Below are 12322 nucleotides of genomic sequence, written 5' to 3'. Positions count from 1 at the left end.
GATCGGACGAAGTGGATTCTATTCTTTTTTATTAAACACACCAATCATCGCCCGGACAATTCCGCCTAAAAATCTCGGCAGTTTAATCGTATAAAATTTCATACTGTCCCTCCTCAATAAATCTCACGTCTGTTTATTCACGAATAGCTCTCGCTGCCCCTACCATACTATTCAAACCAAAGAAATCAGTACCAAAAAAATCAGGCAAAAACACTTTAAGCAGGGCACCATTTATCTTCGAGAAGTATCAAATTACCATATTAATCATGACTTCTTATCACTATTAATATGCCTTCGGAAAATGAAAAAGTACCATAATCGCTAATAAGTTCATTACTTATACATAGTGTGGAGCCAAGTGAAATATGACGGTTTTTCAAAGGGTATTTAAAGCCTTCGAGCGTAAGATTGTAAATATTTAAGGTTAGTGGAACAAATGATATGTATTTAATTTGGTCTATTTTCTGCACAGAATAAGTACCTGGCCCCTTTAGAAAAACGATATTATTGCAGTCAATTAATAACACCTCTGCCTGGCACTGTTTTTTCAGCGGTTCCACCAATAACTGGACATTGGCCAATAAATGATCCAGCCTGCCTCCAGTTGCCCCAAATACGCGAATGATCTCTGGGTTTTGTTCCATTGCCCAGTTTAAAGCGAGTTCCATATCGGTTTCATTCTTTTCTGGCTTAAACCGCTTTAATTTACTCACCTTATTTTCGATATATTCCAGTTCCTGCGTTGATACCGAATCAAAATCTCCGAAGGCTATCAAGGGGGTTATATTTTTTTCTAACAAATGAAACACTCCGCGGTCGACACCTGCCCAAACTGTATTCTGTTCATGATAATCGCTTAATTCTGGAAGACGGTCTGCGGGCCCGCCTGCTAAAATATTGATGATCATTCAATCTCTCTCCTTCCGAACGGTAAAAAAGCCGGCTTAAGCCGGCTTTTTACGGATGCAATTTTCACTACGAGTTAATAACGCGGCTTTCTTTCCTTGATTTCCTGCAGGAAATTCACATAATGTTCATAGCGGTAATCCGGAATTTCCCCAGACTTCACCTTCTCTTTCACTCCGCATTTTGGTTCGCTGACATGAAGGCAGCCGCGGAATTTACAATCATCACTTGCCTTTTGTAATTCAGGAAAGCAGCTCGTCAGATCTTCTGCTTCTATGTCATTAAAATCCAATGAACTAAAGCCAGGGGTGTCGGCTAATAGACCATTTCCAACTTGTATAAGTTCCACGTGCCTGGTTGTATGCCGGCCTCTGCCCAAATGGGAAGAGATATCATTGGTTTTTAATTCAAGGTCTGGCCGCAGTACATTTAATAAGGAGGATTTCCCTACTCCCGATTGCCCGGCAAATACCGATATTTTGTTTTCCAGATGCGGCTGCAATTGTTCAATGCCGGATTCTGTTTCAGATGAAGTAAGAATGACCTCATATCCTGCGTGTTTATAGTGGTCTGCATAGTTTAATATCTGCTTTTCCTGCTCTTGATTCGTTAAATCCATCTTGCTGATACAAATAATCGGCTTGATTTGATTAAATTCCACAAGGACAAGAAAACGATCCAGCAGGACTGTGCTAAAATCTGGCTCTACTGCTGAAAATACTAGGATGGCTTGGTCGACATTCGCCACGGGAGGACGGAGCAATTCATTTTTTCGCTCTTTCACTTCCAATATATATCCATCCAGTTCATTTTCAGCCTGAAACACCACATCATCCCCAACAAGAGGAGTTACTTTATTTTTCCGAAAAACCCCTCTGCCACGGCATTGGATTAACCGATCATGATGCAGAACATAATAAAAACCGCTAAGTGCTTTTACAATTTTCCCTTCAGGCATAGCTGCCCTCCTTGCCTATTTATTTAAACCTATCTCTTAGTAAAAATCTTATCATTCTACATCTGCATAATTAAATTTACCTTCGTCAATCACCTTGTCCCCTCGGATAACCCGGTAGCCCGCTGTCCCGTTATAAGGAATTTCCAATTGAATCGGCACTACTTTTGTCGCGGTTATTTCGATGACTTGCGCAGGCTCAGTCATCGAATGCTGCATGTCGTCAATGTAGATGAAAACCGTTTGTTTTTGTCCCGGCGGTCCCGGCTCAGTTGGATCATAAGGTATATTGAGATCTTTATAAACAGTCTTTGGCGGCTTTTCCTCTGGCCCCTTAGAAATAATGACCGTTACAGCATCACCCTTTATCAATTGGGTGCCTGGGACAGGTTTTTGAGAAATGACCATGCCTTTTGGTATTGTTTCGTCATATTGTTCTTGGGTGGCATCAAGAGTTAAACCAACCTGAGAGGCATAATCCTGTGCACTCTTTAATGTGTATTCTTTGAGATCCCGCAAAACAATCTTCTCAGGTCCTTTACTTACGACAAATGCCAATACTGTGTCTTCTGGAACCACCTTTTTGCCTTCTTCCGGCTCTTGGCTAATAATAGTCCCAGGTTCACTCTCATCATATTCCTCTGTTTTCTGGATATCTTTAAAATGCAGCTCCCCTAGAATTTCCACAACATCGTCATATAGCCGGCCTGTATAATCAGACAGTTCATATTTTTCCTTACCCTTGCTAATATATAAAGTAACCTTGTAATTTTCCTTTAACGTTGTTCCTGCTTTAGGATCTGTTTTAATTACCTGGCCCTTTTTGAATTCATCATCGGTTATTTCTATTTTTTTGCTTACACCAAGTCCCTCTAGCTTCAGCTTAGAAACCGCATCATCCACATTCATTCCGCTGACATCTGGTATTTTGATTTCTTTGGCAGATAGCACGCCTGGTAAAAAAATATAAGATAGAATGCCGATGATGGCTAGAACAACCAGCGTCGAGAGGATGATTGGCCATTTTTTTCTCTTTTTCGGTTTTGGTTTTCCTTGATCGTCTGGACTATTTGAAGAATTCGGATGCTTTTCATTTTTGTGTACCAACGTTTCATCCAAATTTTTCAAAGGCTTGTCATTGGTGATGATCGGGATAGCTTTCGTTGCCTCATCATCTATTGGTATCGTAAATTTCGGTTCGTTCATGCGTTCCGGATCAAGTGCTGTCCGCAAGTCCTCCTCCATTTCATCCACGGTATTATATCGATGAAACGGATCTTTAGCCGTTGCTTTTAAGACAATGTTTTCAACACTTTGCGGTATGTTTGGATTCCATCTTCTAACAGAAGGTGTTTCTGAATTAAGATGCTTTAAAGCGATAGACACTGCAGATTCCCCAGAAAAAGGCAGCCTGCCGGTCAATAATTCGAACAGAACAATTCCTAGTGAATAAATGTCTGATTTTCGATTTGCCATTCCGCCCCGGGCTTGTTCCGGAGACAAATAATGGACAGAACCTAACACGGAATTGGTTTGTGTAATCGCTGTAGCACTTAGGGCCATCGCGATGCCGAAATCTGTAATTTTCACATTGCCTTCATGATCAATTAAAATATTATGTGGTTTAATATCCCGATGAATGATGTGGTTATGATGCGCATGTGAAATGGCAGAAGTCAGCTGCTTCATTATCTCAATTGCTTCCTCGACTCTTAGAGGAGAGTTTTGCTGTATGTATTGTTTCAAAGTTTGACCATCGACGAATTCCATAACAATATAATAAAGTTCATTTTCTTCACCGACATCATATATATTGACAATATTAGGATGAGCCAAACTTGTAGCAGACTGTGCTTCTCTATGGAATCGGCGGATAAACTCTTCGTCATTTGCAAAATCAAGCCGCAGCATCTTAACAGCTACATCCCGGTCGAGGATCATGTCATGTGCTAAATAAACATTCGCCATGCCCCCTCCGCCGATCATTTCCAAAATTTTATAGCGGCCGCTTAATCGTTTGCCGATTAACATCTAAACATCACCCTCAATGCTCGCAGAAAACTCTACTATAACCAATGTAATGTTATCCTCGCCGCCATATTGGTTGGCAAGCGAGATGAATGTGCTTGCCTTTTGATCAAGTTCATCATCATTTAAGAGAATTTCTGTCATTTCTTTTTCACTAACTTTGTTAGAGAGCCCATCAGAACATAATAGGAGAATGTCCCCTTCTTCAAAGATGATGGTCGTTATATCGATATCCACCGCTTTTTCAGTACCTAGAGCCCGGAGCAGCACATTTTTTCGTGGATGATGTTCCGCATCTTCTTTCGAAATTTGTCCCGTTTTCACTAGCTCATTGACAAGGGAATGGTCATCGGTAATTTGTTTGAATCCGGTCTCATTTAACAAATAGCCGCGGCTGTCACCAATATGGGCGACAGTGGCAAATCGATCTGTAATAATAGCGGCTACGATGGTGGTTCCCATGCCATCACACTCGCTGTTGTTGGTCGCATGATCCAGCAGCAGCGCGTTAACTTTGGTAATAGATTCTTTTAGCCATTTTTCAGCTATCTCTGCTGTTTCAATGCCCGTTGCTTTTTCCCACTCGTCTTTTAGTTGTGTCAAAGTCATTTCACTTGCTACATCACCAGCACGGTGACCGCCCATTCCATCCGCAACAATGGCAAGACGGATGCCGTCAGGGTTCAAAAAAACGCCGCCGGCATCCTCATTGTGAAGACGTACTTTTCCTCGGTCTGTTAAGAAAACTGCTTTCATACCTTACCTCGTCTCCTCTTTCCGCTCCTTTGCACGAAGTTGTCCACATGCTGCATCAATATCATGACCGTGCTCTCGGCGTATTGTCACATTAATACCGCGATTTTTTAGTGTCCGTTCAAAAGCAAAGATTTTGTCTCTAGGTGTCCGGACATAATCTCGTTCCGGCACATAGTTAACTGGGATCAAGTTAACATGGCACTTGAGCCCAGTAATTAAATCCGCCAGCTCTTCCGCATGTTCGACCGAATCATTCACTCCGCCGAATAAACCATATTCAAAGCTGACGCGACGGCCTGTCTTATCGATATAATACCGCACTGCCTTCATTAAGTCATCAAGTTTGAATGCTTTATTGATTGGCATCAGCTTGCTTCGGAGCTCAGTATTTGGGGCATGGAGGGAAATAGCAAAATTAATTTGCATATTTTCATCAGCGAATTTATAAATTTTTGGGATAATCCCACTAGTAGAGACGGTAATGTGCCGCGCTCCAATATTTAGCCCTTTATCATGATTAATAATCTTTAGGAAGGAGAGCATGTTATTGTAGTTATCAAAAGGTTCTCCAATTCCCATGATGACAACAGAATCAACACGTTCTCCCAATTCATCAAGCGCCTTTTGGCATTTGACTACTTGAGCTACAATTTCACCTGCTTCCAAATGCCTTTTTAATCCACCCAGTGTGGAGGCACAAAAAGTACAGCCGATCCTGCAGCCAACTTGAGTTGTCACACAAACCGAATTCCCATAATCATGCCGCATCAGCACGGTTTCAATGGAGAATCCATCATGAAGCTCAAAAAGAAATTTAATGGTGCCGTCGGAGGATGTTTGCTGAATGACTGTATTTAAAGTCGTAATTTGAAATTGGTCTGCCAGCTTTTCTCTCAGCGGTTTTGATAAATTGCTCATCTCTTCAAAGGAGACAGCTCTTTTTTTATACAGCCAATCATAGATTTGTTCGGCACGGAATGGTTTCTCTCCATTTTCAGAGAGCCAATCCTTCAATTCCTGTAACTGCAAGGAATAAATTGATTTTTTATTCATGTCCATTGTTGGTTTAGTCTTAGTTGTTGTTACTTGTTCCAACCTGTTACACCTTCTTTCTTAATACTGCAATATAGAATCCATCAGAGCCAAAATCCTGGGGGAATATCTGCAAATCACACCCAGATATGAATGGCTGTATCGCTTTTGGCATTCTCTCTTTAAAAGCCATATCTCCCTCGAATTCAGGATGCTGTTTTAAAAATGCTGCGATTGTATGTTCATTTTCCTGTTTATCGATTGTGCATGTGCTATAGACAAGAGTTCCTCCAGGCTTCACCAGAGGAGCCATTGAATCTAATAAATTTTGTTGAATCATACTTAGCTGGACAATGTCCTGTTCCGTTTTTGTATATTTCATATCTGGCTTGCGTCTCATTACACCAAGTCCAGAGCAAGGTGCATCAAGCAGGATTTTGTCAAAGGACTCAGGGACAAACCGCTCTTGGACTTTTCTCGAATCCATAGCCATAGTCTCAATATTATCCAAGCCTAACCGATCCGCATTTTCACGGATTAATTTCACCTTATGTTCATGGAGGTCGATTGACATAACTTGACCTCCGGCCGTTAGTTTCTCGGCAATGTGCGTGCTTTTTCCCCCTGGAGCGGCACAGGCATCCAATATCGTTTCATTTCCGGAAATTCCCAGAGCATATGCAACAAGCATGGAACTCTCGTCCTGAATGGTGAACAAGCCATCATGAAACGCCTGAGAAGCAGCTAAATTTCCCTTACGAGAACGGATTGCTTCAGGGATTATTGGGCTCTTCTCTAGTTGATAGCCTTCAGCTTCCAGGAGACTTACACAATCATCCCTTGAAATTTTAGTCAAATTGACTCGCGCTGTTTGAAGTGGCGCAGTGAGGTTCAACTCACACATGGCTTTTGTTTTGTCAAAACCAAATTGGGCCACCCAGCGTTTTACAAGCCAATCAGGATGGCTCGTTTCTATGGCCAGCCGTTCAAGTCTATCCGCAATTTGCTCGAGCGGCGGCAGCCCCTCCCGCTGCATTGATCTTAGAACTCCATTTACCAGCCCGGAAATTCCTTTATGGCCTCGTTTTTTTGCAATTTCAACCGCTTCATGGATGGCTGCGCGATCTGGAATTTTATCCAAAAAGACCATTTGATAAACCGTCAGCCGTAAGAGCTGCCATACCCAATCCTCTAACTTCTTGCTATTCTTGATAAAAGGCTTTAAATAAAAATCCAATAAAGCTCTTCTTTGCAGGGTGCCATAGGTTAACTCGGTCAATAACCCCACATCTTTTTGCGGAATTTGATGTTTCTTTATGGTCTGGTTTAGCAGCAAATTACTGTAGGATTGATTTTTTTCAATTGCAATAAGGAGATCCATCGCTGTTTCACGTACATTTTTTCCCGATTTTGTTATCATATCATTCTCCCAGTTTATTGCCTATTGAAATTTTCGAACCTGCTCCCTGCAAAAATTGTTTACTGGCCATTTTTGTTTTACCCGCAGGCTGCAGTTCCGTGATTTTAATGGCTGTGTCATCGCCGGTGCTGATCACTAAGCCATCCGGCTCGATTTGCACTACGGTTCCAGGTGTTTCCCCCGTTACACCAGCTTTTTTTTCCGCACTCCATATTTTTAATACTTGGCCATCGAGAGTTGTGAACGCAACTGGCCATGGATTTAAGCCGCGGATGTGATTATAAATTTCTGTTCCAGTTTTTTCCCAATTGATTTTTTCCTGTTCCCGTTTAATATTAGGAGCAAACGTTGCGTATGCATCATTTTGGGGAATGGGTGCCAGCTTGCCTTCAAGCAATAGCGGGAGTGTCTCCGATAATAACTTGGCACCGGCACTGCTTAGCTTGTCATGTAGTGTTCCCACATTATCCGTATCCGTAATCGGGACTTCAACAGTTGTTAAAATATCCCCAGCATCCAATTTTTCTGCCATATACATAATAGTAATCCCGGTTTTCTTTTTACCCTGGAGAATGGCATAGTGAATAGGGGCACCTCCGCGTAATTCCGGAAGCAGTGAAGCATGGACATTGATACAGCCATGTTTCGGAGCCTCAAGCAGCTCTTTTGGCAATATTTGGCCAAATGCGGCGGTAACTACTAAATCTGGCTTTAGGGCAAGGATCTTGTTCAGCTCTTCTGGCTGCCTAATTTTTTCAGGCTGAAAGACTGGGATCCCTTGTTTTAAGGCTTCTGCCTTAACAGGCGGGGGGGTCAATACCTTTTTCCTTCCTACCGGCCGGTCCGGCTGGGTTACGACAGCAATCACCTCAAAGCCGTCTTCGATGATTTGCCGTAAGACAGGCACCGAAAAGTCTGGTGTCCCCATAAAAACAATTTTGGTCATTCTGCTTCTACCCCTTTTAACTCATCTTCGGACAGGTATTTGAGAACTTTTGAAGTAAACAGGACTCCATCCAAATGATCGATTTCATGCTGAATCGCTCTGGCCAGAAATTCTTCCGCTTCTAACGTATATTTTCTGCCTTTGCGGTCAAATGCTTCTATTTTAACATAATTGGGCCGGGATACTTCCCCAAACAGTCCAGGAAAACTCAGGCATCCTTCCGGCCCAGTTTGTTCTCCTTTTGTTTCGAGAATCAGCGGATTGATCATTTCAATTGTGCCCGTTTCATCTTCTATATCTACAACCGCAACCCGGGCATCCACGCCGATTTGTGGTGCGGCAAGCCCGACTCCATCATATTCGATCATCGTTTCATACATATCATCAAGAAGTTTGCCAAGCTTCTTATCAAACTTTTTAACCTCTTGACAATGCTTTTCAAGTATATCATTCGGATACATTACTATTTTGCGTATAGCCAATTTTGTTCCTCCATTGTTGGTCTTTTATTATCATTCATTCTACAGGGCATTTGCACTTTTCTATTCATTTTCGCCCAGTTTACATCAAGATAAACGGATTTACGTCCACTGATACTTGGGGACCGTTTTTAGCAGTTGTTTGATATTGGTCCAGGATCCTTTTTAGCGTCTTGTAAAGGTTCGGTTCACGTTTGTATTTTATCAGACATTGATACCGATATCTATTATTAATCCTGGCAATGGGTGAGACCGTAGGACCAAGAACGACCGCATCTTTTGAAACCTGCGAGGAAACAAACTGAACAATTTTCTCCGTTTCTGAAACAACGGTCATCAGCTGCTCATGACTGACTGTAATGAGGGCGAGGTAATAGAAAGGCGGATAATGATGCATTTTACGGACCATCATTTCCCGATGGTAAAACAGATTATAATCCTGGGTCCCTGCGAGTTCAATGCTGTAATGCTCTGGTGTATAGGTTTGGATGATCACCTCGCCTGGAAGCTTGTGGCGCCCGGCACGTCCACTGACTTGGGTCAGCAGCTGAAATGTTTTTTCTGAAGACCGAAAATCAGGCAAATGCAGCATCGTATCAGCGGATAATACCCCTACAAGCGTAATATTAGGGAAATCAAGGCCTTTAGCAATCATTTGCGTTCCTAATAGAATATCTGCTTTCCCATCTTTAAAATCCGTTAATAATTTTTCATGAGCTCCCTTTCTTCCGGTGGTGTCAACATCCATCCGAATTACCCTAGCTTCTGGGAGAATCTTGCCGAGTTCATCCTCCACTTTTTGTGTTCCCGTTCCAAAATAGCGGATATATTCACTGGAGCACTCAGGACATACTGTGGGAACAGGGGCTTCGTAGCCGCAATAATGGCATTTCATTCGCACGCCAGCCCGATGGTAAGTCAGCGAAATATCGCAGTTTGGACAGTTAACTACATATCCGCAATCCCGGCACATGACAAAAGAGGAATGGCCGCGTTTATTTAAAAATAAAACCGATTGCTGATTTTTCTCCAGACGGTCCTTCAGCAATTCCAACAGCTTTTTTGAAAACATCGAGCGATTTCCAGAACGAAGCTCTTCCCGCATATCAACGATTTCAACTGATGGAAGGGCCTGATTATTCATTCTTGATGGGAGTGTCAATAAGTGATACACCTTTTTCTGTGCACGTGCAAAAGATTCTAAAGATGGCGTTGCACTGCCTAATACAACCGGACAATTATAGGTCTGTGCCCTTTTAATGGCAACATCTCTTGCATGATAGCGAGGCATATCTTCCTGCTTATAGCTTGTTTCATGTTCCTCATCAATGATGATAATGCCGATATTCTCAAAGGGAGCAAAGATGGCTGACCTTGCCCCTACCACTACCTTTACTTCCTTTCGCTGGATTTTTCGCCACTCATCATATTTCTCCCCTGCAGACAATCCGCTGTGCATAACAGCAACTAAATCACCAAACCGGCCTTTAAACCGATTGACCATTTGCGGGGTCAAGGATATTTCCGGAACAAGAACTATCGCTTCCTGCCCTTTTTCGATTACTTTCTGAATCGACTGCAGGTATATTTCCGTTTTGCCGCTTCCGGTCACCCCATAAAGCAGGAACACTTCATGTTCTCCTTTTTCAACTGCATTCAAAATGGGTGTTATCGCATTTTCTTGGTTTTCTGTTAAGGGCAGCGGCTCTGTTTTTTGAAAAGTTCGATCATCAAACGGGTCTCGATAAACCTCCTTCTCCGTTTCAGCCAATAGGCCTTTTGCTGTAAGCGACTTTATCGCAGAAGGAGATAAGTTGATTTCTGAAGTTAGTCTTTTGTATTCCGTTTCTTGATTTTGTTCAATAAAATATTTTAATACCTGCTTTTGTTTTTCCGCGTTAGCTGGAAGCAGGGTCAATTCCTCGGTTAATTGGGCAGCCGATACAGCCGGGGCGATGATTTTTATATGTTTTTTCCTTACTCTTTCTTTCACCAGGTAAATGACCTCAAGATTTCCCTTAACCGCTTCCCGATGAAGAAGTCCCACGAGCCCTTTCTTTATAGATTCCTCCCAATCAAGCATCTCGCCTTGCTCAAATAGATCCGAGAGCGGATCAGGCAGATCCGAAGCTTTTGCTCCAATCGCCAGCTTTACTTTTTTTTCGTATTTCGCTTTTAACGCAGCAGGAAGCATTACTTGATAGGCAAAAATCCTAAAACACAAGGTCGTATCCGTCAGCCAATCCCCGAGCTCCAGCAATTCTTGATTTAACACAGGCTCAAGGTCCATTGGCTCGATTATTTCCCTTAGCTGTTTGAATTCCGAATGTGTCTTGATTTCCGTTACAAATCCCTGGATATGGCGGGGACCAAAGGGCACAATGACTCTCATCCCTGGCGCCACTATGCTCTCCCATTGTTCAGGAATCAAATAATCAAACGTTTTATCTGTTTGTTTCGTTGGAACATCCACAATAACACTAGCTATTTTCATGATTACCCAAATCCTTAAGGAGGGAGGTGATTTCCTCGAGTATTTGTTCTGCCACCGCCAATTTAGTCATAAGAGGCAGTTGTTTTTTCGTGCCGTCCCGTTTAAATATAGTGACAATATTTGTATCGGTCCCAAATCCTGCACCCTGCTGTTTTACATTGTTTGCTACAATCATATCTGCATTTTTGTTGAGGAGCTTCCTTTGAGCGTATTCCTCTACATTATTCGTTTCCGCAGCAAATCCGACCAGCAGCTGGCGGGATTTCCTTTGCCCCAGTTCCATCAAAATATCTTTTGTTCTTTCCAACTCCAGCACAGTTTCCCCGGCCTGTTTTTTTATTTTATAGTCAAAGGAGGTTTTTGGCCGATAATCGGCCACCGCTGCTGTTCCAATCACGATATCGGCTTGATCAAATCGTTCCATCGCTGCTTGATACATTTCCTCAGCACTTTCTACTTTGATAAGCTCTACACCCGCAGGGGCAGGGATTTGGACAGGCCCAGAAATCAGCTGGACCCTGGCCCCTTGTTTTATTGCTTCCTGGGCCAATGCATACCCCATTTTGCCGGTTGAATGGTTAGAAATAAACCGGACAGGGTCAATTCTTTCCCTAGTGGGACCGGCTGTAATTATAATGGTTTTGCCTTGGAGCGGGGACCGATCCTCTGCCGCAAAATATTCTTGAACCAGTTTCACAATCTTTTCAGGTTCTTCCAACCGTCCCTTGCCGACATAACCACAAGCAAGATACCCTTCACCCGGTTCTATAAAACGGCATCCATCTTCATATAGCAGAGTTATATTCCGTTTCACTGCCGGATGGTCATACATATGAACATTCATAGCCGGCGCAATCCATACTGGTGCAGTAGCAGCAAGCAAGGTAGTCGTAATCATATTATCTGCGATTCCATTCGCAAGTTTTGCAATCGTATTCGCGGTCGCAGGAGCCACAAGGATCAAATCTGCCCAATCTGCCAAGTCAATATGAGCAATGACCTGAGGATTTTTTTCATCAAACGTATCTGTATAGACAGCATTTCTTGAAAGAGCTTGAAAGGTTAATGGAGTCACAAATTTCGCGGCTGATTCACTTAAAATGACTTTAACATGTGCCCCGGTTTGAACTAGTTTGCTTGTCAGGGCAGCCGCCTTGTATACAGCAATCCCGCCTGTTACACATAATAGGATTTTTTTTTCTTTAAGCATTCAATATCCCCCGCTTTTAAAGTCAAACATTAATATCGTTCTCTTTATTATGCTGGAATGGTTCTATTTTTTCATCCATTTCTGCTCAATGTCGAC

11 protein-coding genes are annotated in these 12322 nt (G+C 42.5%); all 11 read right to left on the bottom strand.

All coding sequences use genetic code 11. The features are described 5' to 3' along the window. Positions 1-18 precede the first annotated feature (18 nt). The 11 genes from spoVM to coaBC all read right to left on the bottom strand — a co-directional run bounded on the left by spoVM (position 19) and on the right by coaBC (position 12226). On the bottom strand, positions 19-102 hold the full coding sequence (spoVM, locus tag NFS43_RS02100; protein WP_042356285.1) for a stage V sporulation protein SpoVM: 84 nt from the start codon (positions 100-102) through the stop codon (positions 19-21). A gap of 158 nt (positions 103-260) precedes the next feature. Then, positions 261-908 carry a thiamine diphosphokinase gene (locus tag NFS43_RS02095; protein WP_251549110.1) on the bottom strand — a complete coding sequence of 216 codons (648 nt, stop codon included), beginning with the start codon at positions 906-908 and terminating at the stop codon, positions 261-263. A 74-nt stretch (positions 909-982) separates the two neighbouring features. Continuing rightward, positions 983-1864 carry a ribosome small subunit-dependent GTPase A gene (rsgA, locus tag NFS43_RS02090; RefSeq protein WP_251549109.1) on the bottom strand — a complete coding sequence of 294 codons (882 nt, stop codon included), beginning with the start codon at positions 1862-1864 and terminating at the stop codon, positions 983-985. A gap of 51 nt (positions 1865-1915) precedes the next feature. Continuing rightward, positions 1916-3892, bottom strand: coding sequence for a Stk1 family PASTA domain-containing Ser/Thr kinase (pknB, locus tag NFS43_RS02085; protein ID WP_251549108.1), 1977 nt, complete (start codon positions 3890-3892; stop codon positions 1916-1918). Continuing rightward, on the bottom strand, positions 3893-4645 hold the full coding sequence (locus tag NFS43_RS02080) for a Stp1/IreP family PP2C-type Ser/Thr phosphatase (RefSeq protein WP_251549107.1): 753 nt from the start codon (positions 4643-4645) through the stop codon (positions 3893-3895). Positions 4646-4648: 3 nt separating this feature from the next. After that, entirely contained in the window at positions 4649-5704 is a 1056-nt protein-coding gene (gene rlmN, locus NFS43_RS02075) for a dual-specificity RNA methyltransferase RlmN (protein ID WP_251549246.1), read from the bottom strand. Between the two features lie 40 nt (positions 5705-5744). Next, the gene (gene rsmB / locus NFS43_RS02070) at positions 5745-7097 is read right to left on the bottom strand and encodes a 16S rRNA (cytosine(967)-C(5))-methyltransferase RsmB (RefSeq protein ID WP_251549106.1); all 1353 of its coding nucleotides are present in this window, start codon (positions 7095-7097) and stop codon (positions 5745-5747) included. A 1-nt stretch (position 7098) separates the two neighbouring features. After that, positions 7099-8043, bottom strand: coding sequence for a methionyl-tRNA formyltransferase (fmt, locus tag NFS43_RS02065; RefSeq protein ID WP_251549105.1), 945 nt, complete (start codon positions 8041-8043; stop codon positions 7099-7101). Next, complete coding sequence (gene def, locus NFS43_RS02060; RefSeq protein WP_251549104.1) at positions 8040-8525, bottom strand: peptide deformylase; 486 nt, start codon at positions 8523-8525, stop codon at positions 8040-8042. The genes fmt and def overlap by 4 nt, the downstream gene beginning before the upstream one ends. 79 nt (positions 8526-8604) lie before the next feature. After that, a complete protein-coding gene (gene priA, locus NFS43_RS02055) occupies positions 8605-11016 on the bottom strand; it encodes a primosomal protein N' (protein ID WP_251549103.1) in 2412 nt (803 codons plus the stop codon). After that, positions 11003-12226: a bifunctional phosphopantothenoylcysteine decarboxylase/phosphopantothenate--cysteine ligase CoaBC gene (gene coaBC / locus NFS43_RS02050; RefSeq protein ID WP_251549102.1), complete on the bottom strand. Its 1224-nt coding sequence runs from the start codon at positions 12224-12226 to the stop codon at positions 11003-11005. The genes priA and coaBC overlap by 14 nt, the downstream gene beginning before the upstream one ends. Between the last annotated feature and the right edge of the window lie 96 nt (positions 12227-12322).

The organism is Neobacillus muris, assembly GCF_943193175.1.
GTDB classification, from domain to species: domain Bacteria; phylum Bacillota; class Bacilli; order Bacillales; family Cytobacillaceae; genus Neobacillus; species Neobacillus muris.
Note: the sequence above shows the minus strand (reverse complement) of the source record. Positions and strands in the feature narration are given on the sequence as shown.

What these genes read in the sequence shown, in the direction of transcription:
- NFS43_RS02095 (WP_251549110.1), bottom strand. Translation starts at nt 908, where the DNA reads ATGATCATCAATATTTTAGCAGGCGGGCCCGCAGACCGTCTTCCAGAA.
- rsgA (WP_251549109.1), bottom strand. Translation starts at nt 1,864, where the DNA reads ATGCCTGAAGGGAAAATTGTAAAAGCACTTAGCGGTTTTTATTATGTT.
- rsmB (WP_251549106.1), bottom strand. Translation starts at nt 7,097, where the DNA reads ATGATAACAAAATCGGGAAAAAATGTACGTGAAACAGCGATGGATCTC.
- fmt (WP_251549105.1), bottom strand. Translation starts at nt 8,043, where the DNA reads ATGACCAAAATTGTTTTTATGGGGACACCAGACTTTTCGGTGCCTGTC.
- rlmN (WP_251549246.1), bottom strand. Translation starts at nt 5,704, where the DNA reads ATGGACATGAATAAAAAATCAATTTATTCCTTGCAGTTACAGGAATTG.
- NFS43_RS02080 (WP_251549107.1), bottom strand. Translation starts at nt 4,645, where the DNA reads ATGAAAGCAGTTTTCTTAACAGACCGAGGAAAAGTACGTCTTCACAAT.
- priA (WP_251549103.1), bottom strand. Translation starts at nt 11,016, where the DNA reads ATGAAAATAGCTAGTGTTATTGTGGATGTTCCAACGAAACAAACAGAT.
- coaBC (WP_251549102.1), bottom strand. Translation starts at nt 12,226, where the DNA reads ATGCTTAAAGAAAAAAAAATCCTATTATGTGTAACAGGCGGGATTGCT.
- spoVM (WP_042356285.1), bottom strand. Translation starts at nt 102, where the DNA reads ATGAAATTTTATACGATTAAACTGCCGAGATTTTTAGGCGGAATTGTC.
- pknB (WP_251549108.1), bottom strand. Translation starts at nt 3,892, where the DNA reads ATGTTAATCGGCAAACGATTAAGCGGCCGCTATAAAATTTTGGAAATG.